Annotated in this window: 25 protein-coding genes; 2 read left to right on the top strand and 23 right to left on the bottom strand. The window is 54.0% G+C overall.

The window, feature by feature from the left end; translation table 11 throughout:
* Positions 1–186 precede the first annotated feature (186 nt).
* The 5 genes from JET16_RS08505 to JET16_RS08485 are packed head-to-tail and all read right to left on the bottom strand — an operon-like array spanning position 187 to position 3,669.
* Entirely contained in the window at positions 187–1,158 is a 972-nt protein-coding gene (locus JET16_RS08505) for an aldolase catalytic domain-containing protein (protein WP_199615365.1), read from the bottom strand.
* A gap of 49 nt (positions 1,159–1,207) precedes the next feature.
* The gene (locus JET16_RS08500) at positions 1,208–2,146 is read right to left on the bottom strand and encodes an MBL fold metallo-hydrolase (RefSeq protein WP_199615407.1); all 939 of its coding nucleotides are present in this window, start codon (positions 2,144–2,146) and stop codon (positions 1,208–1,210) included.
* A 2-nt stretch (positions 2,147–2,148) separates the two neighbouring features.
* Positions 2,149–2,406, bottom strand: a complete 258-nt coding sequence (locus JET16_RS08495; protein ID WP_199615364.1) for a hypothetical protein — start codon at positions 2,404–2,406, stop codon at positions 2,149–2,151.
* A complete protein-coding gene (locus JET16_RS08490) occupies positions 2,393–3,313 on the bottom strand; it encodes an MFS transporter (protein ID WP_199615363.1) in 921 nt (306 codons plus the stop codon). The genes JET16_RS08495 and JET16_RS08490 overlap by 14 nt, the downstream gene beginning before the upstream one ends.
* Entirely contained in the window at positions 3,310–3,669 is a 360-nt protein-coding gene (locus JET16_RS08485) for a VOC family protein (protein WP_199615362.1), read from the bottom strand. The genes JET16_RS08490 and JET16_RS08485 overlap by 4 nt, the downstream gene beginning before the upstream one ends.
* A gap of 150 nt (positions 3,670–3,819) precedes the next feature.
* Here JET16_RS08485 and JET16_RS08480 point away from each other — a divergent pair, with 150 nt between their 5' ends.
* A complete protein-coding gene (locus tag JET16_RS08480) occupies positions 3,820–4,200 on the top strand; it encodes a LapA family protein (RefSeq protein ID WP_199615361.1) in 381 nt (126 codons plus the stop codon).
* 244 nt (positions 4,201–4,444) lie between these two features.
* Here JET16_RS08480 and JET16_RS08475 read toward each other — a convergent pair whose 3' ends face one another.
* From JET16_RS08475 to JET16_RS08435, 9 genes are all read right to left on the bottom strand, one after another.
* The gene (locus JET16_RS08475; protein WP_199615360.1) at positions 4,445–4,798 is read right to left on the bottom strand and encodes a carboxymuconolactone decarboxylase family protein; all 354 of its coding nucleotides are present in this window, start codon (positions 4,796–4,798) and stop codon (positions 4,445–4,447) included.
* 257 nt (positions 4,799–5,055) lie between these two features.
* Positions 5,056–6,099, bottom strand: a complete 1,044-nt coding sequence (gene mglC, locus JET16_RS08470) for a galactose/methyl galactoside ABC transporter permease MglC (RefSeq protein WP_199615359.1) — start codon at positions 6,097–6,099, stop codon at positions 5,056–5,058.
* Between the two features lie 20 nt (positions 6,100–6,119).
* A complete protein-coding gene (locus tag JET16_RS08465) occupies positions 6,120–7,631 on the bottom strand; it encodes a sugar ABC transporter ATP-binding protein (protein ID WP_199615358.1) in 1,512 nt (503 codons plus the stop codon).
* Between the two features lie 92 nt (positions 7,632–7,723).
* Entirely contained in the window at positions 7,724–8,764 is a 1,041-nt protein-coding gene (locus JET16_RS08460) for a galactose ABC transporter substrate-binding protein (protein WP_199615357.1), read from the bottom strand.
* A gap of 123 nt (positions 8,765–8,887) precedes the next feature.
* Positions 8,888–9,874, bottom strand: a complete 987-nt coding sequence (locus JET16_RS08455) for a substrate-binding domain-containing protein (protein ID WP_199615356.1) — start codon at positions 9,872–9,874, stop codon at positions 8,888–8,890.
* On the bottom strand, positions 9,871–11,595 hold the full coding sequence (locus JET16_RS08450) for a cache domain-containing sensor histidine kinase (RefSeq protein WP_199615355.1): 1,725 nt from the start codon (positions 11,593–11,595) through the stop codon (positions 9,871–9,873). The genes JET16_RS08455 and JET16_RS08450 overlap by 4 nt, the downstream gene beginning before the upstream one ends.
* Positions 11,588–13,237, bottom strand: a complete 1,650-nt coding sequence (locus JET16_RS08445) for a response regulator (RefSeq protein WP_199615354.1) — start codon at positions 13,235–13,237, stop codon at positions 11,588–11,590. Before JET16_RS08445 ends, JET16_RS08450 begins: the two co-directional genes overlap by 8 nt.
* A 670-nt stretch (positions 13,238–13,907) precedes the next feature.
* Positions 13,908–14,435, bottom strand: coding sequence for a hypothetical protein (locus tag JET16_RS08440; RefSeq protein WP_199615353.1), 528 nt, complete (start codon positions 14,433–14,435; stop codon positions 13,908–13,910).
* A gap of 277 nt (positions 14,436–14,712) precedes the next feature.
* A complete protein-coding gene (locus tag JET16_RS08435) occupies positions 14,713–15,294 on the bottom strand; it encodes a hypothetical protein (RefSeq protein ID WP_199615352.1) in 582 nt (193 codons plus the stop codon).
* Positions 15,295–15,616: 322 nt separating this feature from the next.
* On the opposite strand from JET16_RS08435, the gene JET16_RS08430 reads away from it, so the two are divergent.
* Entirely contained in the window at positions 15,617–16,531 is a 915-nt protein-coding gene (locus JET16_RS08430; protein WP_199615351.1) for an ArsR/SmtB family transcription factor, read from the top strand.
* 116 nt (positions 16,532–16,647) lie between these two features.
* Here JET16_RS08430 and JET16_RS08425 read toward each other — a convergent pair whose 3' ends face one another.
* The 9 genes from JET16_RS08425 to JET16_RS08385 form a co-directional block, all read right to left on the bottom strand.
* A complete protein-coding gene (locus tag JET16_RS08425; protein ID WP_199615350.1) occupies positions 16,648–17,265 on the bottom strand; it encodes an HD-GYP domain-containing protein in 618 nt (205 codons plus the stop codon).
* 179 nt (positions 17,266–17,444) lie between these two features.
* Positions 17,445–19,118 (bottom strand): LuxR C-terminal-related transcriptional regulator, encoded by a 1,674-nt coding sequence (locus JET16_RS30785; RefSeq protein WP_325176643.1) that lies wholly within the window; start codon positions 19,116–19,118, stop codon positions 17,445–17,447.
* Between the two features lie 6 nt (positions 19,119–19,124).
* Positions 19,125–19,574, bottom strand: a complete 450-nt coding sequence (locus tag JET16_RS08415) for a hypothetical protein (protein ID WP_199615349.1) — start codon at positions 19,572–19,574, stop codon at positions 19,125–19,127.
* Entirely contained in the window at positions 19,571–19,810 is a 240-nt protein-coding gene (locus tag JET16_RS08410) for a hypothetical protein (RefSeq protein WP_199615348.1), read from the bottom strand. Before JET16_RS08410 ends, JET16_RS08415 begins: the two co-directional genes overlap by 4 nt.
* Before the next feature lie 12 nt (positions 19,811–19,822).
* The gene (locus JET16_RS08405; RefSeq protein WP_199615347.1) at positions 19,823–21,247 is read right to left on the bottom strand and encodes an ATPase domain-containing protein; all 1,425 of its coding nucleotides are present in this window, start codon (positions 21,245–21,247) and stop codon (positions 19,823–19,825) included.
* Between the two features lie 152 nt (positions 21,248–21,399).
* Entirely contained in the window at positions 21,400–22,782 is a 1,383-nt protein-coding gene (locus tag JET16_RS08400; protein ID WP_199615405.1) for an NAD-dependent malic enzyme, read from the bottom strand.
* Positions 22,783–22,870: 88 nt separating this feature from the next.
* Complete coding sequence (locus tag JET16_RS08395; protein ID WP_199615346.1) at positions 22,871–23,677, bottom strand: Cof-type HAD-IIB family hydrolase; 807 nt, start codon at positions 23,675–23,677, stop codon at positions 22,871–22,873.
* Between the two features lie 13 nt (positions 23,678–23,690).
* On the bottom strand, positions 23,691–24,338 hold the full coding sequence (gene rnhA, locus JET16_RS08390) for a ribonuclease H (protein ID WP_199615345.1): 648 nt from the start codon (positions 24,336–24,338) through the stop codon (positions 23,691–23,693).
* A 929-nt stretch (positions 24,339–25,267) separates the two neighbouring features.
* Positions 25,268–26,227 (bottom strand): GNAT family N-acetyltransferase, encoded by a 960-nt coding sequence (locus JET16_RS08385; RefSeq protein ID WP_199615344.1) that lies wholly within the window; start codon positions 26,225–26,227, stop codon positions 25,268–25,270.
* Positions 26,228–26,241: the final 14 nt, after the last annotated feature.

The raw sequence follows: 26,241 nt of genomic DNA, 5'->3' as shown, positions 1-26,241 counted from the left end.
AAGCCTTCGGCTCGGGAAACCCGAACCGAAGGCAACGACCAAACCCTTACACCGGCTATGATACCGACCCATTCTCGTTACTAACACCGACCCATTCTCGTTACTAACACCGGCCCATTCTCGTTACTAACACCGGCCCATTCTCGTTACTAACACCGGCCTTACCGGCCAATCGGCGTCGAAGCCTTACTCGCTTTTCGCCGCACCCGCGCCGAACGCGGTTTCGGGCGTAGTCAACCGGTCGTAGTACTCGACGTACTTGTCGCTGTCCGCGCTCGAGCGAAGCGCCATCGCCGTGCGCGGGTGCTCGTTGAGCAAGCCGGTGATCATATACGGGATGATGTATCCCCACTCCCACTTTTCGCGCATCTTGATCATATGCTTCTCAATGATGCCGAGCAGCGGGCGCACTTCATAGCGCGGATTCTTCAAGTAGCTGACAAGCAGTTCCGTCGGGCAGTTGCCTGCCGCCCGTCCCATTCCGAATACGGACGAATCGAGGAACGTTACCCCGCTCTCAATGCCCGCAATCGTGTTCGAGAACGCCAGCTGCATGTTATTGTGCGTATGGATCCCAAGCGTCTTCTCCGGAAGAAGGCGCGAAAACTTCGTCGTCAAATACGAAATATCCTTGCTGTCCAAGCTTCCGTAAGAATCGACGATATACACGACGTCGACCGGGCTCGCCGCGATCTCCTGCAGCGCTTCGCTCAAATCCGTCTCAATGACATGCGACAGCGCCATAATATTGATCGACGTCTCGTATCCGAGCGAGTTGAACTTCCGGACGAGCTCGATCGCCTTGTCCACATCTTTGATATAGCAGGCGACCCTAATGAGGTCGAGCATGCTCTGTTCACGAGGCAAAATGTCGTTCTCATCCACCCTGCCGATATCGACCAAAGCCGAGAGCTTCGTGTCGGTTTTGTTCGGAATGACTTCGCGCAAGAACGCTTCGTCCAAGAACCGCCATGGTCCCGCATCGGCGCCCTTCAACAGCTTCGGAGAATTTTTGTACCCGACTTCCATATACTCCACGCCGGCTTCGCTTAACCCGTAATACAATTCCCGCACGAAATCGACGCTGAAATCCCAATTATTTACGAGTCCGCCGTCGCGAACCGTACAGTCGAGAATTTTGCAATTTGCATTCTTCATCTTTTTCCACTCTCCTACCGGCTTGCAGCCCAACTAGTTGTCCATTTCACTACATTATAGTGATATCGGGCGAATACCACAACCGAGTTTCTCCCAAGGGCAGCACCCACAGCTTGTCCTTCGCCAATCCTCTTCGCTTCCATTCCGCCTCCAACCGTTGCAGCGCCTCTCGAGGCGTATCGTCCGCCAGACGGAACGTGTCGTAGTGCATCGGCACAAACGTGCGCGCTCCCACGTCCGCGAACACCCGCACCGCTTCTTCCGGCGACATATGCGATTCGCTCATAAACCATTCGGGCTCGTACGCCCCGATCGGCAGCAAGGCCAAATCAATACCGGGAAAACGTTCCCCGATTTCCGCAAACCCGCTCCAATACCCGCTGTCACCCGCAAAATACAAGCGCGAATTACCTCCGCTGATCACCCAGCCTCCCCAATGGGACGTATTCGTATCCCACGGCGTGCGCCTTGTCCAATGTTTCGCCGGAACAAAAGCGAACGAGACATTCTCAACGGAAGCTTCCTCCCACCATGAAAACTCCCGCACGCGCCGAAAGCCGCGCCGGCGAAACCATCGTCCGAGCCCTTCGGGCACGAACGCGGTGAAATCCCCCGGGAGACGGCGCAAGCTGCCCAAATGAAGGTGGTCGTAATGCCCGTGCGATATAAGCACCACGTCGATCGGCGGAATCTCGTCCAGCTTCAGTCCGGGCGGCGACAGTCTGCGTTCAAAACCCATCCTCTCCGCCCACACGGGATCGGTAATCACATTCAATCCGCCGGTTTGAATCAAAAACGTCGCATGCCCCACAGCCGTCACCGAGCATTCCGAGCGGTTCCCGCGCAGCCATTCGACGTTCGGTTCAACGTTAGGCACCCGGTACGACAAATCCTTCACTTTCTCACGGCGTTCCCGCCTCCACCTTCTCAAATCGGCGAATGTCCTTACAACAGGCGGTCCGTCGGGGTTTTCGTAACGTTTTCTCAAGGTCATGCCCTGACTCCCTCCTTATTCCCCGCTTCGGACGGAAGGCGAATCTCGCCCCTCAGCCTTATAAACATGCCGATACCAATTACCGCGGAGATGCAGCTTAACGATCCTCCGAACACGTAAATGCTCGCCGGCCCGAAACGTTCCGCCATCCATCCGACCAACAGCATAGAGATAGCGAATACCGCGGAGTTGAGCGCTCCATGCGCCACCAGTGTATTCGGAAGCTTCGGTTCCGCTACGTTAAGCTGGAACAACGTCCGCTGCGCCGTAACCGAGCGACCCGAGCGCCATTGCCAGAGGAAGCCTTTGGTTGAGCCACTTGGCTGCCGCCGTAACAAGCACTCCGCCTGCAATCATTCCGACAAAATAGGAAGCGTTAATATAGCCCCAATATTCAGGACCGCGGTTGAGCTGAATCTCCACGAATGTCAGCGTGAACGAACCGATAAACACGGTATAACCGAATCCCTCGATTGCATCCATAATCGTAATGAACCGGGCTGTCCGGTTCCGAAGCAGCTCGCTCCACCCTAGACGGATGGCCGTCCATTTATCCGCAGGGGAGCCTCCCTCGGACTTGCCCTCAGCCGGCTCTCCTCCGGCGCGAACGCGCAGCCCTTGAACCGCAACGGCTCCGCTGGCGAACAATATGGCCGAGACCGCCAGCATGTTCGGCACGCCGAGCCATACGGCCCCGATTCCTCCCAACAGCCAACCGACTACACTCGTAATTTCCCTCGCCGTGCCTAACATTCCGTTCGCCCGGGAAAGACCCGCCTCGTCAACGAGCCTGGGAATCAACGAATACGTTACGGGATTCGCCCAGCCCTGTATGAACGAAGTGGCGAACACGATCGATAAGATGAGCCAAACCGCATCCAAGCCGGAAACAGCAAATAAGGCCAGGCCCGCCATCGCCGAAACCTCTCCTATGCGGGTGACGGACATCATTCTGACAAGAGGAACGCGCCCGAGCAAAACAGGCGATACGAACGAGCTTGCGAAGTTCGCAATTACCCGGACAAACGGAAACAAGGCCGAGGCCAATACGGATCCGGTCAATTCGTAGATATGCAGCACAATGACCGTTATGTACAAAATGTCCGCTAAATTCCCGGCCGTGTGGTTGAAAAGAAGCAGCGAGAATGAACGGTTTTTCATGTCGCATACTCAATCATCCCGAACGGGATGCCCTCCGGATCGGCGCAATACACAAATCTCCCGGTTCCGGGCAAGTCGATAATGTCCGACAGCGTGCGTCCCCCGTGTTCGCAAACTGTGGCGACGGATTGCTCCAAATCAGGCACTTGCACCGTATTCACCGCCTGCGCGGGCAGCCGCTCGTTAAGAGGCCGGACCGTTGCGCCGTTAATGCCTTTATCTTCATCGCAGCCTGTTATTAACCGCAAGTAATCGCCGGTTCCGCGAACCGTCTTCCAACCGAACACTTCGCCGTAAAATGCCGCGGTCCGTTCGGGGTGCCGTGACAGCAGCTCAAAATGGACGACTCTATACATCCGGCCTCACCTTCCCCGATATCAATAATCTCCAATAGTTCTATTTAATAGGGTTATGTCGCGGTTGTAAAGTAATTCCTGATTGTATATGGTGCCGAATCATTCGCTATGTTATAACTTGACTAGGTGAATAATTAGGAGTGGAACATAATGAAGATGCAATGGACGTTTATTTTCGCACTGGTGTTTGCACTCGTCATCGCCGTGTTTTCCGTCACCAACGTGGAACCGGTTCCGGTTGACTACGTGTTCGGCACGGCTCAGTTTCCTCTCATTATGGTGATTTTAGGCTCGGCGCTTGCCGGCGGGTTGGCCGTCGGCCTGTTCGGCACATTCCGGACTGTGAAGATGTACCGTCAAATCCGCGCGCTGCAGCGGGAGCTGCAGGCCGCGAAAGACGAAGCGGCGAAAGCGCAGCAGCCAGCAGCACTCTCAAGCGGCGAAGCAGCCGAAACCGCCGCGCCGCAGCCGACGGCACCGGAGGGCGCCGCATCACCCGCCGGCACCGGCTCGCCCGGCAGCGGGCAATAAAGGCTTAATGGAATTTTATGTACTTAAATCAAGTTTGATCGAACGGATTCTGCAACTAAGCGGTAATTTGTGTACTAACATTGGCCGATACTTAGGGGTTTCATCTCAAACCGGACTCAAAAGGTACTAGAAATTCCGTTAAACTGCCATCCTCGTTTCCCAACCCCCAAGTTAAGTACAGGATTTTCCGTTAACGATAAAAACCGGGGCGCAAACACGCCCCGGTCCTCCGTTGCCCGTCCCCTCAAGACACAGGCAGCTTTCCCTCCAACGCATGCTGCACGCGAGTGACTCCCTGGCTCATCGCATGGCCTCCGCCCACCGCGGCCGCCACCGCCGCCGCTTCCATAATCTCCTTCGGGTTTGCCCCTTTGGAGAGCGCTTCAGTCACATGATAAAACGTGCACACCTCATTGTTTGCGAACAAAGATATCCCGAGCGCAACCAGCTGTTTGTGCTTGGCGCTTAGCGCGCCTTCCGCGAAGCATTCGGCGGTAAAATTGTGATACGCTTCCACCACGTTCGGCAGCGACTCGTTCATATGGCCGACTCCAAGCTTGTACGCATCGACTTTGTCGTCCATCACCGGGTTCAACATGCGCCTGCTCCTTCCGTACCCAATTATTAGCATCATTCATGCATCAGTAGATTTCCCGCACGCAATAAAGCGTATTCGCATTGCTGCCGGCGAAAAAGAAAACCGCCTCCAAAGAAGGAGACGGCGTGTGATGCTTCAGAAAGGTGCCGATGTAAATGTCTGTTAAGGCGCCGTCGGACGGATTCGATGGTAAGTCACGCCCCAAAGAACCGCCGGATGGTATGCCGCACAACAGGCATGCGCCCCGCACCCAACTCTTACTTCTTCGCCAAATATTTGCGGATGTCGAAAGCGACAGCCGCAATAATAATCAAGCCCTTGATGATGAGCTGCCAGTACGGGCTGACGCCGATGAATGTCAAGCCGTAGTTGATGACGCCGAAAATCAGGACACCGGCCAAAATACCGGGCACCTTGCCGACGCCGCCGGCCGTCGATACGCCGCCGACGACGCACGCGGCGATCGCATCCAACTCGTACATGAAGCCGTAGTTGTTCGTCGCGCCGCCTGTACGCGCCGCTTCGAGCATACCCGCCAATCCGTACAGAGCCCCGGCGATGGAATAAATATAGATGAGGTTGCGGCTTACGTTAATGCCGGAAACGGTAGCCGCCTGCACGTTGCCGCCGATCGCGTACATATTTTTGCCCAACGTCGTTTTATTGAAAATAATCCATACGATGACGGACACGGCGGCAGCGATGAGAACGAGATAAGGAATCGAATAAGGCCCGGCAGGCCCGATCGCTCCGGTTCCAATCGCCGTGAAGTCGTCTCTGAGTCCGCCGATCGGCTGGGAATTGTTCGGCTCCATATCGAAATAAAGCGAGTTCAATCCGTAGACGATGACCATTGTGCCTAACGTCGCTATAAACGGCGGGACGCTGAATTTAGAGACTATGAATCCGTTCAACAAACCGAACAGCATGCCCACCAATATCGACAGCAACACCGGGACAATAATATGCATTTCCGCCAGCCCGGGGAAAAACTTCTGCGGGTAATTTGCCGCCTGCACCAACGAAGCGGATATAACCGCCGTAAAACCGACGATTCTGCCCGAAGACAAGTCGGTGCCGCCCGTGATGAGAATAAACGCCGCTCCCAACGCGATGATTGCGCGCGTGGAGTTTTGCAGCAATATATCCCGCAATGTCGTGATCGATAAAAATCTCGGATCCCAAAGCGCGATTCCCGCAATCAAAACGATAAGCACGATATAAATAGCGTTCTGCGTTGCGAAATTTTGGATTTTTTTAGCACCGCCGATTTGCGTGCTCTTGGCTGTTGCCGTAGTCATGCCGCAATCTCCTCCCTCTGTTATGCCGAATACTGCGCGGCTAGCCGCATAATTTTCTCTTCCGTCGCCGACGCCCCGTCAACGATGCCCGACAGCCGTCCTTCGCGCATGACCATGATGCGGTCCGACATGCCGAGCAGCTCGGGCATCTCCGACGAAATCATAATGATGCCCTTGCCTTGCTTCGCGAGTTCGGCGATAAGCGTATAAATTTCGAACTTGGCGCCGACATCGATGCCGCGCGTCGGTTCGTCAAGCAGCAGTATATCGGGGTTCGTCAGCAGCCAGCGCGCGAGCAGAACCTTCTGCTGGTTGCCGCCGGACAAATTTTTGATCAGCGTATCCACCGAAGGCGTCTTCACCCTCAGTTTCTGTACGTACTCTTCGGCGATGTCCCGCCGCTTCTTGTCATCCAGCAATCCGGCCCCATTGAGAAACCGCCGCTGATTCGCGACAACCGTATTTTCAAGCACCGATAACACAGGGAAAATGCCCGTCACGCGCCGCTCCTCCGTCAACAACGCCATACCGTTCTTCTTGGCGTCTTCCGGCGTCCGGATATTCACTTCTTTGCCGCGGATCGAAATTTTCCCGGATACTACAGACCGCAAGCCGAACAGCGCTTCGATCACTTCCGTACGCTGCGCGCCCACGAGCCCCCCGATGCCCAATATTTCTCCCTCACGCAGATCGAAGCTCATGTCCTTGAAGGAACGGTCATGAGGCGAGGTTAATCGCTCCACGCGAAGCAGCACTTCGCCCGGCACGTTCGAACGCTGCGGAAACCGCTGCGTCAAGTCGCGGCCGACCATCCGCGAAATGATCAGATCCGTCGTCATTTCGCTCGCCGGCCATGTGCCGATATGCTTGCCGTCGCGCATGATCGTTACGTCGTCGGAAATGCGCAATATTTCTTCCATCTTGTGCGAAATATATATAATGGCTACGCCGCGCTTCTTCAAATCGGCGATAATTTTGAACAGCTGCTCCACTTCATTGCCTGTTAACGACGATGTCGGTTCGTCCATAACGATCACTTTCGCATTGTTCGATACGGCTTTGGCGATTTCGATCGACTGGATCTTGGACACCGACAGCTGGCCGACAAGCGTATGCGGATCGATATCTATATTCAAATCGCGAAACAGCTTCTCCGTGTCGCGAAGCATTTTCCGATGGTCGACAAACAAGAACGGCCACAACCCTTTCTTCGGAAAACGTCCGAGCCATAAATTTTCCATTACGTTCCGGTGCGGCACCGGGTGGAGCTCTTGATGGATCATCGATATCCCGAGATCCAGCGCGTCTTTCGAGCTGTTGACTGCGACTTTCTCACCGTTCAGCAGGATCTCTCCCGCATCCGGCTTATAAATCCCGAACAAGCATTTCATTAATGTCGATTTCCCGGCTCCGTTCTCTCCCATAAGCGCATGAACGGTACCCGGCCGAACCTTCAACGTCAAGTTATCCAGTGCTTTCACGCCGGGAAATTCCTTGGAAATCCCGTTCATCTCCAGCAAATATTCGGCCATCCTGACGCCCTCCTTCCGAATCGTGTGAAAAAAGAGAGGGAGCAACGCGGCCATTCGCTTGCTCCCAAACTGTGCAGCTTAAGCGGTACAGATTAATTCAGCTTCGCGTCCGCGATGTTGTCTTTCGTAATCTTCACGTACGGAATCCATACGTACTTGCCGTCGACGATGTCGTAGCCGGTATTTTCTTTGCTCGGCGTCTCGCCGTTCGCAAGCGCCGCGGCGATTTTCAACGTCGCTTGGCCTTGGTTCACCGCGTCGTTCAATACCGTTCCGAGCATCGTTCCGTCTTCGAGCGCTTTAAGAGCAGGAGCCGTCGCGTCCACGCCTACGACCGGCATGTATTTGTCGCCCTTGAAGTATCCCGCGGCCTTCAACGCTTCGATCGCGCCGAGCGCCATATCGTCGTTGTTTGCAAGCACCGCTTCGATTTTGTCGCCGTGAGCGGCCAGGAATGCGGCCATCTTCTCTTGGCCTTTCACGCGGTCCCACATAGCGGTGTCTTCGGCAAGCTTCTCGACCTTGATTCCCGCGTCCTCAATCGCTTTAACGGAATATTGCGTGCGCAGCTCCGCGTCTTGGTGCCCTGGTTCGCCCTTGAGCATCGCGTATTGCAGCACTCCGTCTCCATTCTTGTCCGCAGCCGGATTCGCTTTCCAGTAATCCACGATCAGTTCCCCGGAAATTGTGCCGGACTCTTCGGCCTTCGCGCCGACGTAGTACACTTTATCCCACTTCTGCATGTCGTCCGCAAGCGGCTCGCGGTTCAAGAACACGACAGGCGTATTCGCCGCTTTCGCTTTATCGATAATGACGCCGGCTGCCGTACGGTCTACCGGATTGATGGCAAGCGCATTGACTTTCTTCGTAATGAACAAGTCGACTTTATCGTTTTGCGTTGGCTGCGAATTTTGGCTGTCCACGATGTCCACCTTCGCCACGCCTTCCGCCGCGTTCGAAATTGCGTTGCGCACGCCCGTCATGAACGTGTCGTCAAACTTGTATATCGCCACCCCGATCGTCGGCAATCCGCCTTCGCCTCCGCCTGCGTTGGAGCCTCCGGACTGCGCGCAGCCCGCGGCGACGGCCGACAGCATTGCGCCGGCAACCAGCATCGAAGCTAATTTTTTCATAAAAAAGAAACCTCCCCAATTGATTCATGTCGTTAATATTTTTCGTCTACGGCTTCATTATCAACGAAGAGAGGTTTATTCGGAATTGAATATTCTCATCTGTTCTATCGAAATTCTCACATGTTATTTCACGAACGGGAACAGAAGCTTCTGGTTCTCCTCGAAAAACATATTTTCCGTGTCGATGATGACCGTGCCGCTGTCAACGCGTTCGGGCAGCTTCATTCCTTCGGTCGCCTCTATCGCATGCTTTACGCCCAGGTATCCCATTGTGAACGCATTTTGCACGATTGTGGACTGGATGACTCCTTCCTGAAGCATCTCCATAATATCCGAAGTGCTGTCGAACCCGACCACCTTCACCTTGCCTTCAAGTCCCATTTGCCGGATTACGTTGGTTACGCCGCTTGTTGCGATCGCGTTTAACGCTACGATACCGTCGATCGTCCCGTGTTTCTTAAGAATGTCGCGGGTCACTTGTTCCGCCGTAGTCAAATCCGATTCGCTGTAGCGCATATCCACGACCGTGACGCCGGAATATTGCGCCAGCAAATCCAACAAGCCTTCTTCCCGCTGGCTTGCGTTGCGCGCGCCCTCGACGAAGCTGACGATCGCCACCCTGCTGTTATCCCCGGTGTGCTCCACCAGCTCCATGCCCGCCTGCCGGCCCGCGACATAGTTGTTGGCGCCGATGTAGCTGCGCACCTTCGTGGAGGCGACCTCCGAATCGATCGAGATGACCGGAATGCCCGCGTTGCCCGCTTGGTCGGTGACGCGGCCTAGCGCCATATAATCGCTCGCCGCAAGCACCAACGCGTCGACATCTTCTTCGACGAATTGCCGCACGATCCGGATTTGCCCGTCGATATCGGTCTCCTCTTCCGGCGCCGCAAACAGCAGCTCCGCGTTAAATTCCCTCGCCGCCGTCTCCGCACCCATTCTCACCGTATTCCAGTAGTCCCCGTGCATCATTTTCACAACCATCGCGATTTTCTTCTTGGGCGCCTGCGGAACATTCAATTCTTCGTCTCCCGCGCATGCGGTAAATAGAAGCGCCATCACAGTCAATAATGCCGCCGCGCGAAATATTGTCCTCCCGCCACGTCTCATGGTTTCACCACCGGAATCCAGATGTTCACCGTCGTCCCCTCTTCCAGCTCGCTTTCAACGTCCAATCCGTACTTGTCGCCGTAGTACAAACGAATGCGCTCATGCACGTTGCGCACGCCGACGCCGGAGCCTTCGCCGCCGGCTTTCGACCCGTTCAGCATCGTCCGCAGCCGGTCGGACGGAATGCCCAAGCCGTTGTCCTTCACTTGAAACCGCACGTTGCCATCGACAATGGCGGCGGAAATCGAAATATAGCCTTGGTCGACCATCTTCTCGATGCCGTGGTAAATCGCGTTCTCCACAATGGGCTGCAGCAGCAGCTTCAGTGTCATAAGGTCCAATACTTCATCCTGCGCCGTTATTTCGAATTCGAATTTATTTTTGAAGCGGAGTTTCTGGATAATCAAGTAGTTGCGGATATGCTCGAGTTCGTCGCGTACCGGGATGACGCTCTTGCCCTTGCTCAAAGACACGCGGAAAAATTTCGACAGCGAAGTAATCATCGTCACGACTTCTTCGTTTTTGCCGGAGCCCGCCAGCCTCACGACGGAATTTAACGTGTTATATAGGAAATGGGGATTGATCTGCGCCTGAAGCACCTCGAATTCGTTTTTCCGCTTCTCCTCCTGCTCCTCCACAATTTGGTCCATCAGCTGCCGCACCCGCGACACCATGATGTTGAACCTTCGCGACAGCTTCTCCACCTCGTCGTACCCCCGAACGTGAATCGGCGTGTCGAAATCGCCCCGTTCGACGAGCTTCATAGACCGTTCCAAGCTTTGGATCGGCCTCGACAGATTGGAAGACAGCAGATACGCCAAAAGGATGACGAAAACGAGTACAGCGAGCATAAGCCGCAGCATAAATCCGGTGAGCTCGGTTCTGGTGGTGACGATTTCGTCCATGTACGACACTCCGACGACTTTCCAGCCGGTGCCGGCGACCGACTGGACCGTGATCAGCCGCTCTTCCCCGGCGAAATCGTCCTTGTAGGAATCGTTGGATACGTTCATCGCGCGCTCGACGTTCTCGCTCTTCAAGCCCGCGTAAATCAGCTGCTGCTGAGGGTGGTACACAATGTTGCCTTCGCCGTCGATGATGTATACGTAACCTTTTTGCCCGAGGGTCACCTTGCGCATCAATGTGTCGATCGTCTTGAAGTTTACGTCCAGCAGCAAAACTCCCTCCGTCTCGACTCCGTTGCGCACCGCGGTCATGCCTTTGCTCAGCGACACGACCCAAGGATATTGTCCCTTGAACAGGTTCTGCACGTGCGGAGGTGAGATCGACACGCGGTCCGGTTCGGACAGCGCCGCTAGAAACCAGCTCTGCGACGTCAATCCGGTGTTTTTGCGCAGCTCGCCGGACGGAATGTCCGCAATGAGACCGCCCCGTCTGCCGAATACGGCGATCGACACGATATCCTCCCGCGTATCGAGCACCGTGTCGAGCTCCCGTTCCAGCGCAGGGTCGGGGAACCGGCTCGCGCCGCGAATTTTCTCGTCGATCAAATCGAATGTTACGGACGTGCCGCGCAAGTATGCTTCCACATTGAAGGTTACCTGCTGCACGATTTGCTGCGTCGTCAGCACCGCGTTGCGCTCGGCCGTTCTTGCAAATTTATCGTAGAGAAGCACGCCGACAAGCAACATGACGAGGACGGACAAAAACACGAAGGCGGCGGTAATGTTGAATTGAACGCTGCGCAGCCATTTACGCATCGGCCGTCCCCCTCTCGCCGTTGCGGTAATCCTTCGGCGAAATGCCGAACAGCTTCTTGAAGGAGAAGCTGAAGTAATTCGGATCCGCATAACCGACCTGCTCCGCGATTTCGAACGTCTTCAAGTCCGTTGCCCGCAGCAGCTCTTTGGCGGCCTCCATGCGAACCTGCTGCAAATACGTCACGAAGGTTACCTTCGTCTCCTTTTTGAAGATGCTGCTGAAATAGCCGGCGCTTATATGGAGCCGGTCGCACAGCTTCTGGATCGAGATGTCCGGATCGGAGTAATTGAGCTTGACGTATTCCTTCGCCTGCTCGATCAACGTCCTCTGCGTGCTTTGGCGGCCTGCGGCGATATGGCTCATCATTTTCGCGCCTGTCTCGTACGTCCATCGTTTTGCCGCTTCCAAGTCTTGCAGACGGTCGATGCGCGCAAACAAATTGGCATCCCGGCCGAACACCTCGTCAAGCGGAACGCCCGCGTCTTTGGCGACCTTCAGCATTGCGGTCACCAGCTCAAGCAAGTAGATTTGGATATCCTTCACCGAGCTTTCGGCCTCGTGCAGCTCCTTGAAAAACTCATCGATCATGGAGGAGAGCTCCGCCGCCGTTCCGACCTTCAAGGTGCGGGTAAGCGCTTGCTGCTTCAGCTCGTCGAAACGGACCGCTTCGGTGCGCGTGCCGGTTTCGACGTCGCCGATGCGGATCGTCCGGTTGCTGCCGAGCACAAGCCGGTAGTTCAGCGCTTGCAGCGCCGATTCGTAGGAGTATTTTACTTCGGTTATTTTGGCCGTGGCGGAGCCGATGCCGGCCGTGATCGTGCATTTCAAATATTTCTCGACGCTCTGGCGTATTTCTTCCGCGGTCGCCGCCGTTTGTTCCACCGCGGTTTGCAGGTCCGCCGCGTGACGGCTCACGGTCAACAGCACCACATCGTCCCCAAGAATGAAAGCGATTCCCCGCTCATGCTTGTCCGCGACTTCCTCCGCGATGTTGTACACCGCAAACTGCAGCAGCTCCTTATCCGCGGCGATGCGGACGGACGGCTCTGCTCCGCTTTCTCCGCCGGACGGCGCGTCGACCCGAAACACCGTCACCACGTATCCGTGCCCTCCGAGCGGGAGGCGGTACGATTCCGACTTCGCTTCGATTTCTTGCCCTGTCAGCTTGCGCGTCATGAGTGACGATAGGAATACTTGACGCAGTACGGGAAGGCTTTGGCGAAAATACTCTTGCAGCGTTTCGATATTTTCGCGGGATGCCGTTTCTTCGTCGATTTGCCGCTTCACTTTGCGAAGCACGTCAATAAATTCTTGGGATGAGAACGGCTTGAGCAAATACTCGTCAATGTGGAGCTTGACCGCCTGCTGTGCATATTCGAATTCGTCGAAGCCGGTAAGAATGATGATTTTCGTCATGGGGCGGGAGCTGCGGATCGTTTCGGAAAGCTGGAGCCCGTCCATGAACGGCATGCTGATGTCGGTAACGACGACATCCGGTTCGGCTTTGTCGAGCAGTTCCGCCGCTTCCTTGCCGTTCTCCGCCGTCGCCACGACTTCGAATCCGAGCGACGCCCAGTCCACTTCCTGTATGACGCCTTCGCGAACGTCGGCTTCGTCATCGACAAGCATCAATTTATACATGAGTGTCGCCTCCGAATGATTCGTTGTCTGGTGTGGTTGCATGCAACATATTGCATCTTTTTCGGCTTCTACGCAAGTATGTCCAGTATAAGGAAGGCGCAATTCGTACGGAGGCGGCTCCGGAACTCCGGTTCCACAGGTCGCGAGCCGGTCCGCAAGGTCCGATATATTCGGTTTTTGAAGGTATTTGTGAATAAAGCCGCGATTGCAGCGGGATAGTTTTCATGTATTGTAGTTATAGGTGCGGGATATGGGGGGGGGGGATTTTGGCGGAAATAGTTCATGTCTTGGGACATCACCTCCGCCCGCGGCACGGAGATGCTCATCGCTCTTTCATCCAGGATTTACATGAATGCTGGGCATTCGCATTTCAACTTCAAGGTTGTACGGTAGAACGACACCGTTGGGAACGGGTGTGGAGCCCAAAGCGGTGACCGCTCAAGCGGTTCACCGCCTTGTTTCCTCTTTCTTGGTTCTGCAGCGGAAAGAATTTTCCGCAATCCTCACTATCATCACTTTTAAGAATGCAGAGCGGAAATATATTGCCGCTACGGATCACCAAATAGTTAAATTGCGTTGTTGTCTCGGGTACAGCGGAAATTTGTTTCCGCTACAGTATAAGAAATTTGACCATGCTACCCTCTAGCGGAAATTTATTTCCGCTATTCTACTATAGCGCACGCTGGTACGGACTTAGCTTATAGTAGTGCACTCGTTGCTTGCCTGAAACAGCTGGGATCAACACCTTTTTACGTTGTAACGACTTCAAATGATTTCTTGCCATCCGATCGCCTACACCTAATAAATCACACACGTCATCAACCGAGATCACATCCTTTTTCCGCGCTAATCTAACCACCTCCCTTTCTTGGATGCTAAAATGTCCCGCCTCGCGTACCTCCCCCGTCCACAAACTCAACAACCCCTTTACCGCCTGCTGCCATTGCAGCGGTTGATCCTCGATATCGTCGTATGCGATCCGAACGATCTTCCACCCGGCAAGCTGCAGCTGCGCATCGCGTCGTTTCTCCGCGCAAAATTTCCCCCGGTCCATGAGCGTTACATGCGACGAAAATCCGTCCGCCTCAAAATCGACCAATAACGCCGGCCGTACCAACGCCACATCCATGAAATATTTCTTCCCGTTAAAATGTACTACCTCATACTCCGGGTGCAAATCGTCCAACGTGCCGAGCACAGGCCAAAGCACTTGCTCAAGCAGTTCTTTCTCCGCATGCCCGTGACCTTTTTCAACCGTCGCAGCCTTTCCCCGCTTCTCGCGAGCTTATGTTTCTCAAGCCACACCCCGTATTCTTCTTTAAACTTGTCCATTACGTCATCGCTCCTCCTTTTCCCAAGTAAACAAAATAAGCCCCGCAGCCTGTTCGGCTAACGGGGCGTTCTTCGCCACTGCATTTATTCTTTGTATTACTTTATCATCCCATCATACAGGGAATCAAGCTATAACAGATCAACTATTTCTTCTCAATCTTAGTAACGATGTAACGGCTGCCCTCTTCGTTCCAGCTTACCGTGTACACAACGTTGTCTTTCGTCGCGATCGTCGTAGCTTCCTTCGTTCCTTCCACCGTCACGTCTTCAAACTTCAGACCTTGCAAAGTGGACGGGAAGAACGGCTCCGCATTCACAACGATTCCCGCGTCGACAGTTTTGTCCGTTACGTAGTGTGCGATAATTTGATCGGCCAATGCGGCTTCGAAGTATCCGAGCAGCAATTCGCGCGCGGCTTCCGATGTCTTCGTCACGGTGTTCAACACCGGGGTGCCGTCTTCGGCTGCATCCTTATGGAACAGCGTGTTCAACTTGCCTTCCGCAATCGTTGCGGCGTTGAACGCTTTCTGATACTCGATTGCCGGGTCAACCTCTTCGGCTGCAGGTTCTTCACCCGCTGCGCCTTCCGCGTTATCCGTGTTTTCCGCGGATTCGGAAGCCTGCTCTTCGTTTGTTGCCGCCGCGTTATCGCCGCTACCGGAGCAGCCTGCCGCCGCCAATGCCAAGCCTACTGCAAACAAACCGATCAACCATTTTTTCAACATGTTTCTCCATCTCCCCTGTCTCTATACTTTGCTGCTGCCGTCGATGGTTCTAATATGATCATACTAATTTATATGTTTCACCGACATCAAACAGCATTCGGCTATATTATATCATAAGAATTTTTATATTTCAGTGATAAAATTGTAAATTCTTATCCGACGGTAAAAAGACAACCATTTACTTAACGAACCCACTCAACTTACTGTTGCGCCAAAAACCGAACAAATTATGGACAAAATGTGAACATATACCTTCGGCGATTTGATTGAAACCTTTCGGTTCGATTATGATATGGAAATAATCCAGTTTCGGAGGCGTAACATGTCGTACCGTGTTCAGTTCGATCATTCCCCGGTGTACGAGCTTATTGTCAGTTTCATGATTTACAGCCGCCGCAAATGGACGCGCAATCTCGACATCGGGAGTTCATGGCTTAAATACGTTGACGAATCGGTTTCCCCGAAGTTTCGAACGGATGCGGGAAAATTCGACGAGATCACCTTCGAGTACTTATATTTGTTGATATATCTTAGTCCGAAGAAAGGCGGAATCGCCGAGTTTCTTGAATGGCTGGGAGAACAAACCCCGGGGCGCCTCTTCGAATTGCTGTCTCCGCAAGCCCCCGGCCCTCTGCCGAGCGATTTAGGAGACACGATGCAAGAAGCGGTTCGTATGCTGAAGAAATGGGATGAAGCATATTTCGGACGCGTGGACCGCGGATGGCTGGAAACGGCGAAGGCGGATGCCGTAAGGAGGCAAGCGGAAGCGCAGACGGCAGCGGAGCCTACGAAGCTGGTGGAGGTCGCCACCGGAGGCGTCGTTATGGAGCCGGACGACCGGCTTAAGGAGATGGTGCTCGCACCGACCGTGCATTTCCGGCCGCTGAACAGCTACGCAATATTCAAAACTTTGGGAATGATACTGTACCCCGTGGACCCTCCCGCAGACGAAAACAATCCCCCGGTACAGCTCATGCGGCTTACGAGAGCGCTTGCCGACGAAAGCCGGATACGCATTTTGCGCTTTTTGGCGCCGTCGCCGCGCAGCTTTACCGAAGTCGTGTCCCACACAGGACTGTCGAAGGGAACGGTTCATCACCACATGATGGCGCTTCGGGCGGCGGGGTTGATTCGAACGCACATTAACAACGGGCAGCTGCATCAGGAGCGTTTCAGCATTCGCCCCGACGGCGTCAGTGAGTGCACCGGCTATTTGCGGGAGTATATCGGATATTAATACAGCGCGTTGTTGATGCCGTCAATAATTTAAAAGCTCAAAAATGCACCCCGCTAATTTAGTATCGCGAGGCAATTTTTGAGCTTGAGGCTGCTTCATTGAATAAAGAGGTTTTCTTACGCTTCAGCCAAAATCTTGTGAAAACACCGGACGATTCTGCCGTCGTAGCACACATCGTTCCAACGGTACAATTCCGTTAAAGCTTCTTCGCTGGTTCTGGGCACATTGTATCCGCGATTCCAGGTCATCCGGTCATAGCTGTCCACAACCCGTACTATGCGCACAAGCAAAGACAAATCTTTTTCCCTCTTTCCAAGCGGATACCCGCTTCCGTCCAAATTTTCGTGATGATACATAATGATGTCGGAATCCACCAATTCTTCATTAATCAAGTCCCTCAACATTTCCACTCCGAGATAACTGTGCCCGCGAATGATTTCCAATTCTTGAGGTTGTAGCTCCTCTTTCTTTTCTAAAATGGTGTGCGGAACCATCAGTTTTCCGATGTCATGCAATAAAGCGGAACGCAAGAGAATCTCTTTCTCCTGTTCATTGAATCCGACTTTATCGGCGATCGAGAAGCTGTACATCGCTACTCTGAGCGAATGGTGATAGGTCGGCAAGTGGTGGGAGCACAATCTTTTCATCAAGAACGAACAAACGTCGCTCGCAATGAAATCCAAAACATGTTGATAGTAGCCTTCGGTACTGTCGATCACGTAGCTGTGGGGCATTTACTCATCTTCCTTCCGGTTCTTCTAAACTTGCTTAAGTTTAATGCTATTGTGCAAGAAGTCACCCCTCAATCCAATCGCCCGGTATTCTCATTCGATCCTTCAAAGACGGAAAATAGGAGCAGGCTCCTAAAAATAAAAAAACTCCTACATTAGGTAGGAGTCGAATAGGAAAATGCTTAATGCTGGAACCCCATATTATAAACGCGAGCCATGGCCTGCGCCCGGTCGGTCACTTCCAGCTTGTGAAATATGTTGGTGATATGATTTTTCACGGTATGCTCGCTGATAAACAGCTCTTCCGCGATTTCACGATTGCTTAAGCCTTTAAGGATAAGCCTTAACACATCCTGCTCTCTGGAAGAGATGTTGATTTTCTTCTTGAGCTGCTCGAAATCAATATGATCGGACGGCGAAGCAGCAGCCCGGCGGCCGATGGCCATCTCCAAATCGACGGTAAACTTCTTCATCACGAATGCGATAAAATCCCTGCGAAGCGGCTCCTCCACGGCAATCAGATCATGCAGCGGAGATATTTGCTCGTTGTGCTCGAGGTATGTATACGCCAACAGCAGGATCCGGCTCGATAAAGGGTATTCCGACGGCATGACCGCTTCGGAAGAAGTCCCGCCCTTCAGAGAGATGTAGCGTTCCAATACGGATAGCAGCGCATCCCCCGCCAGCTGTTCTCGGAGATAGGAATCCGGATACACGCACAATAAACATGCCGCGGAGAGATGTTCCTTTTCGCCCGGAGGCAAGCCCAGATGATCGGCGAACTCCAACGCCAGCTCTTGAATGCGCGCCGCCTTATCGTAGGCTTGCCTGTTCCACACCTTCGCGGCTTCATGCAGCAGCTTGGCCTTCTTGTAAAGCTCTTCCTTTACGCTACCCGACAATATGCGCTCCAACGTGATTCCGGATAAAAATATAAAGGTCGAAAAAATGTCCTTCGACTGCTCGTATACGGCGCTATTCGGAAGTTTCGCACTGAGAATTCCGCACAGCTCGGACCGGACAAATATGGGGCACGTCAATACGGACTCCCCGTCGCCATAATCGGTTAATTCGGGTTCCGTCAGCAACGTTTTATTTCCGGGCGTGAAATAGCGGTCGATGATCGTTTTGCTGTAAGACTGGACCTGCTCCTTCTTTATCCCTCTGGAAACGATCTGCGCCTTCGGCGAACCGGGTATTTGTATCAAGAGATGGCAAAACGACGCTTGGCTCAACAATATCAAACTTACATCGACCAATACGTAAAGCACCTTCTTTAAATCGGTAGCCGTATTCATGATTTTGGATATTTCGACCAGCGCCGCGAGCTGCGTAGTGTGGTTTTGTTTCTTCTTCTTCAATGCATCGAGCTGCAGCTTCATTCCTATGAAAAGCGACAAAATATGCAAAAAAGACTCGAAGTCGTCGTCGAAATCCCGCTTCGTCAAAGAGCCTCCGAACAAGACGCCGGACGTTTGGGAATCGACAACGACGGGATAACCGAAAATATGGCGTGGCTGCAAGCCTTTCTCGCGAAAAAACGCTGTCCGGGGGTCCGCTTCCAGATGCGTCCAGCTGCGGGGAAGTCCCAACATGCACACTTGTCCCAAAAAACCTTCGCCGTACGAAAAGGAAGCATTCATCCATTCATCACGGTTCGGCCCGCTGTATTCTGCAATTCGGTATTGATTCCGCTCTCCCGGGATTGCAAATCCCGCAAAATCGAGATAGCCGTTTATATTTACCAACGATTCCAAGATGCCGCCGGATTCCGCCGCCGCCGCCGCTTCATCCAGCAGGCCGATAAGGTCTCGATAAAGGAAAGCATAATTGCCCGCCCTGAGCAAATAAGACAACAACTGCTACAACCGTTCCATTCCGTCCAACAGCCGCCGAATTTGTTCCGCGGTCCATATTTTCTCCCCGCTTAACGCCCCCAGCCATACGGCCGAATCGCTTTGCTTCGCCATTATGTATTGTTTGACGGCAGGAAGCGACTCTTCTTCCAGCAAAACCCCGCACAACAAGGTGAAGACTTGATGACCGGCCGCCGGAACGGATACGGCTGCGTATTGAATTCCAGGGACCGGGCTGTCCAGCAGCACAGGTTTTCCGTTAAGCGCAAGCGGCTGGCGATCCTTTCCGTTCCCCGGGAGCATTGTTTCAAACACAAGTCGGGACAAGTCGCTGCCGTAAGCCGGGACCGCCCCGTGCCGGCCGTTCTTCTCCGTCAAGATTACAGATACGGAATGATTGGATGCCAGCAGCCCCCGGACACTTTGCAGCAGTTCCGGAGGAACCTCCCTAATCATCGCAGTACCGTCCCATCCGTGAACAACGGTTCCACATAGCGGTATATGGCCCTGTCCCCTTGGCCCGTCCTTTCCAAGATGGACGAATTCACCAGCTCGTTGAGCACCGGCTTGATGTGTTCGACTTTTCTCCCCATCCGTACCGCCAAGCCTTCTTCGGTTTCAAAAGAATACGGATTCCCTTGAAAGAAAATCGTACATTCGATTCGTAATGTCAGAAGATCGTTCTCATTCATCGGACCCGCCTCCTAAACCAAGCTCACATAAGGCATTTGATTCGAACTCTCAACGATCATCGGTTCGGATATGACTCCGTTGGGTGATTTCGTCAGCTGCAAATATTGATAGTTGCCGTCGACCCAAGTCTTGATGACACCATGGCAGGAGCGTTCCAAGTACGATGCGACTTCTCCTTCCATTTCCGCGAAATTGCATAACGTGACCACCGTAAGGCCGTATGCTTTGGCGGTCGCTATTTCCTCGGCGAAAAAACGGCTGACAAACTGGGAACCGCGCTGGGAAAACACCGTGTTCAAATCGTAATAAACGAACCACTTCTCGCCCCTGCTAATGCTTTCCGCCATTATAGGACTTAATTTCTCGCGGACTACAGGCTTGTACTCCTCGTTGTTCAAATCGCTGACATCGATGATAACGTCGGCATATTCGGCAGGGTACGGTCTCTTAAAATGTTCGATGAAGAAAATTTCCCGGTTTCTAATATGCCGCTTTAAAGAAATATCGAACAGCGATAAGCCGTTCTCCACGTCTTGAACCGTGCCTAAGCTGGAAATGAGCGATACGACTTTCTTGCCTGCCTTGAGCTGAGACGCGAAGATGCTTGCCAGCATATATTTGTGATTTGCCTTGCTGTTCGTATCGATCAGGAACGCGGTGCCGTCGGGGATTCCTCCTTGCAATAGCTGGTCCAGTCGTGCGATTCCCGTCGGCGTTGTCTGCTCAAGGTTTACAACTTTGTCTTCCACCATCGACAAAGCGGGCACCACATGAATTCCTTCGCCGGTAAATTTATACTGATGCTCCCCTTCGAATATCCGGGTCCCTCTCATCTTCAGCACTTCAAGCGTTCGCTTTCGGTAATTTTGCAGGTGACCCTTCATCGCCAACCGTATAACGCCGTCGACAACGTAATTCTCGAACGGAATCACAGCGGATTGTTCGGCGCTTTGTTCTTGCAGCAGCAGCGATGTTTGCGCGAATTTCCGCAGTATGTTCCTTACGCTGTAAAAACTTTTTCTATGCCCGTCGACCGCCGGCGCGGCCAGCTTAAATAAGCTAATGCTGTCGATGACAAGCCTCTTGCTGCCGATTTGCCGGATGATTTGCTCTACAAGGCCATTCGGTTCCGTCATTTGATCAAGAAAAGTTTCCGGCGACAGGCAAACGACCCGAATCATGTCCCTCTTTTCAAGCGAGCGCAAATCCCAGCCGAACGCGGACTTCATTTCCTGATAAATTTGATTCGGAAGCTCTTCGAAAGTAACGTAAATACCCGGTTCGTTCTTCTCCAGAGCGCCGTGATACAGAAATTGAACGCCGAGCGTCGTCTTCCCCGTACCGGGCGCGCCTTCCAGAATAACTGTATTTCCAGCCGGTATGCCTCCGTTTAAAATATTGTCTAAACCGGCAATACCAGTCGATACATAAGACATCACTCGCCCCCCTCATTTTTACGCTGTTCCTTGACAGTATTTTCACACTATTAAGTTTACTAGAAACCGGGGGCTTGGCAAACCGTTTTTCTCATAAAAAAGCGAAACAACCTCAGCCCGGAGCAGTACCGGACCAAGGTTGCATCGTATCGTCATCTGAATTCCTTCGGAACGCGGCGGGCGACCCCCGTTGCCAGCGCCGCTTGAACGACAGCCCGGGAGACGCGGTCCACCACCTTGTCGTTGAACGTTGAGGGGATGATGTACGCCTCGTTCAATTCGTCGTCGGTGACGACGGAGGCAATCGCCCGGGCCGCGGCAATCTTCATCTCCTCGTTGATCGTCCGCGCCCGGCAATCCAAGGCGCCTCGGAACATGCCGGGGAAGCACAGCACGTTGTTGATCTGGTTCGGATAGTCGCCCCGTCCCGTCGCCATTATCCGCACATGCGGCTCCGCCGCCTCCGGCGATATTTCCGGCTCGGGGTTCGCCATGGCGAATACGATCGGGTCCGCAGCCATCTTTCGGATATCATCGACCTTCAGTACACCGGGCCGCGAGACGCCGATGAACACATCCGCGCCGCCGATCACTTCCGGTACTCCTCCGCGAAGGCCTTTCGGGTTAGTTCGCTGTGCGAGCCAGTTCCAATTGTCGATTTCGTACGTTTCGTCTTTGACCAGGGCGCCCGGACGGTCGACGCAGATCAATTCGCCTACGCCTGCGGAAAGCAAAATTTTCGAGCAGGCGGTACCCGCGGCGCCGCAGCCGACCAGAACGACTTTCACCTGTTCGATCGGCTTTCCGACAATTTTCAGCGCGTTGAGCAGTCCCGCCAGCATGACTACCGCGGTTCCGTGCTGGTCGTCGTGAAACACGGGGATATCAAGCTCCTGTTTTAGCCGCTCTTCCACTACAAAGCAATGAGGGGAGCCGATATCTTCCAGATTGATCCCCCCGAATGCGGGTGAGATCAGCTTTACCGTCCGGATAATTTCTTCCGGATCCTTCGTGTCCAGGCAAATCGGGAACGCGTCTACGCCGGCGAGCTGTTTGAACAGCATGGCCTTCCCTTCCATCACGGGCATCGCGGCGTGAGGACCGATGTCGCCTAATCCGAGCACCGCGGTTCCGTCGGATACGACCGCCACCGTGTTTCGTTTGATGGTAAGCGAGAAGGCTTTGTTCGGGTCTTCGTGAATCGCCATGCAGACGCGAGCGACGCCAGGTGTGTACACGCGGGATAAATCGTCCCGGTTTACTATCTTCACCTTCGGCTGCATCTCGATTTTGCCGCCGAGGTGAACGAGGAACGTCCGGTCGGATACGTTGACGACGCGAATGCCGTGGACGGCTCTGAGAGCGTCGACCACCTTGTCGTAGTCGGCATCCGTCAAATTGACGGTAATGTCGCGCGTGTCGGAATCTTTGCCCGCGCTGACGACGTCGATAGCGACGACGTCCCCGCCCGCGTTCGTAATTTCCGATATGACTTGAGCGAATCCCACTTTCGTCTTGTCCATTTCAATCCGCATAATGACACTGGTTCCGATGGCCACGGCACAACCGCCCCTTTTTATTGATTTACTTCGGTAGAAGTTTTTCTTACATGTGAAATGATTATCATTTCCCTAGTATAAACCGTTCCACTACCGCACGCACGCCTTCTTCGTTATTGCTCAAGGTGATATGATCGGCCACCCGCTTAAGCGGCTCCACGGCGTTGGCCATGGCGACGCCGAGTCCGGCGGCTTCGATCATCTCGTGATCGTTCCACGAGTCGCCGACGGCGATCGTTTCCGAGCGGTCGATTCCGTAATGCGCGGCCAAATGAAGCAAAGCATGGCCCTTCGTCGCTTCCGGATGTAGAATTTCGAGAAAATTCGGCTTCGATTTCGTAATGTGGGCCCGCTGGCCGATTTTTTGCTTCAGCTCCGGGATCATTGCATCCAGCTTGTCCGGATCGTCGATGATCAGCAACTTCGTGCTCCCCCGCTTTGCGACGCCGTGAAAGTTTGCTTCTATTTCGTAAGGAACATCGACGAGCTTAGAATAAGCCTTCACTTTATCATTCTCTTCGGCGGCGTACAGCCTGTCATCGATATATCCTTGCAGATGAAGGCCTCGCTGCTGCGCGTAAGCGACTACTTCCAGAGCGACGTCCTCCGGCACGCTGCGCTCATACAGCACTTCTCCGTCGAGTAAATTTTTAACAAGCGCGCCTTGGTACGTAATGATCGGCACGTTCAGCCCGAGCTGCCCGGCCACCTTCTTCGTCGACGAAAACATGCGCCCGGTCGCCAGCGTAACGACCGTGCCCAGGCGAATCGCCTCAGAGAGCGCCTCCCGCGTTCCCGGAGTCACTTGCAGATCGTCGGTCAAGAGCGTGTCGTCGATATCGATTGCAATTAACTTGTATTTTGTTTCCATGTAAGCCCCTGCCTTACTTCCTGCCGAAATCGGCTTTGATTTCTCCCCACACGTCCGTTTCCCACTTGACGATTTTATTGCGGTACGTGTTGTTGTTCAGCCACGCCAACGCCCGGTCGACCAGTTTCCATATCTCCTCCGTCGACGAATCGCGGGCGAGCGTCGTCGCCACATGCTTCTCGCGCACCCATTTCATCGCCGTCTTTGAGTCGCTGTAAATCGTCTTATTGCTTCCAAGCTTGTGCAAATAGGCAAGCGCGTGCACGATCGCCAGAAACTCGCCTAGATTATTCGTTCCTTTAGCGATCGGGCCGCGATGAAACAGTATTTCGCCTGTTCGCGTGTCGACGCCCTTATACTCGACGATGCCCGGATTGCCGCTTGACGCCGCGTCGACCGAGACGCTGTCGGCATCGTAGCCGGCCGCGGCCGCTTTAGTTTTCGCGGCGCTTGCCGGCGATTTCTTTGCGCCGCTCTTGCCCGCTTCGCGAAACGACTTCTCCCATCCCGCTTCGTAAGCGCGCTGCGCCTCCTGTTTCGTTCCGTATGACTTATATTTCGCGCCCGGGATGCCGTCCACTTGCGCTTTGCAGTCGTTCCATGTCTCATATATGCCGGGCTTCCGCCCGACCCATACGACATAATGCTTCGTTTGAGCCAATAGTCATCACCAATTCACAATTTTACCATAAGCGGACAAGTTGTGCTTGCGGATACGACACATTGCTGCAGGTTGTAACAGCGAGCGCGTCCCGCTGCACCCTCCTAACCGGTGAAACTCCGGTTACAGCGCTCATTTTCGGCCCGCCGCACCCTCCTAACCGGAGAAACTCCGGTTACAGCGCTCATTTTCGGCCCGCCGCACCCTCCTAACCGGAGAAACTCCGGTTACAGCGCTCATTTTCGGCCCGCCGCACCCTCCTAACCGGAGAAACTCCGGTTACAGCGCTCATTTTCGGCCCGCCGCACCCTCCTAACCGGAGAAACTCCGGTTACAGCGCTCATTTTCGGCCCGCCGCACCCTCCTAACCGGAGAAACTCCGGTTACAGCGCTCATTTTCGGCCCGCCGCACCCACCTAACCGGAGAAACTCCGGTTACAGTGCTCACAATTAATCGACAGTCTCATTTTTGACCCTATCCGTAGACAGCGATATCGCGACGCTTGGTCTGTAAGCTCAAAAACTGACCTTATTTATACACATAGGGTCAATTTTTCACCCTATCGTAGCCACCGTTCCCGCGACCGGGTACGTCCGGAAGTTTGTGTAAGCAGGCAGGATTATCCACCGAGAGATCGATAATATTATGGTTTTGTTGGAGGACGTAGCCCAAGCGAAGGCGCGGGAGTGGTTTTGTCTAAAATTGCTTTTTCGACAACAGTTTCGTTGGAACTACTGTTTTATGGCGTTATTTCGTTCTTGAACATCTTTCGCAGTTCTAGCCAGACTTTTAGTGCGTGTGTCCGTAATTAAACGACAGCCTCATTTTACCGCAATTGCGCTTTCAAAAACCGCCCTATATATCGGAAGCCGTCAAACCTGCTGGCTGCACGCTTTGACACATCGACAACCTTGAGTCGCGGATGTCTTCAAGACCCGAAATCGAACGCCGCCGGCCACACCATCAGCCCCGGAAGCCGCCGCCCGTCCCGAACCTCGTCCATGTAAGCATCCGCCTCCGCGGAGCCCGAACCGAACGTGCGCATCATCGCCGCTTCCCACAGATCGGTCTGAGACTCATACGACAAGCGCAGCTGCTCCCGCACCGCCCGCGACAGCGGGTGCAGCGGCAAGCTTAACGGTTCCCGGCTCAAGGAGGCAAGATGCCCCAATACCCGGAGCATGTACTCCCCGTCGCGCGCCAGCACCATTTCCGGCGAATGCGGCCGGTCCGCTCTATATTTCACGTACCCGACCGCAGCGCCTTCTTGCTCAAGAACGACGGAACGGAACCGTTTGTCCGGCGAAAACCAGTCCGCCAAATCGCCGCCGACCTCAAGCGACATGTCGACATCCCCGTACCACAGCTCCCACATGCGCAGCAGACCGGCAAGATCGCTCCGCGCCACGCGGCGCTCCGTTATAGGTGAGGCCGCTTCAGCGGCCGGCAAGTCTTGTGATGTCACCTGCAGCCTGCAGCTGCCGAACATCCGGGTCCGATAACCGAAACGCGGATAATAATTCGAGTGACCCAACAAAAACCCGACATTCACACCTATTTCCTCTAATATGCGGTGGCCTTCCTCAATCAAAGCCGACCCTACTCCTTGCTTCTGAAGCTGCGGCGCGACGGCGACCGGACCGAGCAGCGCGGCACGGAATCGCTTTCCGCCGATCCGGACATGGCAGAGGCTGAACATAATATGCCCGATGACGAAGCCTTCCGCCTTAGCCACGAGCGACAGTTCCGGCATATACAGCCGGCGCCGCCGCAGCGCATCAATAAGCGACACCTCCGCCATCCCCGCACCGTAATCGAACGCTTCCGCATTCAATTCGGCAATCCTCGCATAATCACGCCAATCTTCCCTGCGAATTACATATTCCATCCCATTCTTCCTCC

Source organism: Paenibacillus alkalitolerans (assembly GCF_016482785.1).
Lineage (GTDB): Bacteria > Bacillota > Bacilli > Paenibacillales > YIM-B00363 > Paenibacillus_AE > Paenibacillus_AE alkalitolerans.
The sequence above is the reverse complement of the archived record's forward strand: the minus strand, read 5'-3'. Positions and strand labels throughout refer to the sequence as shown.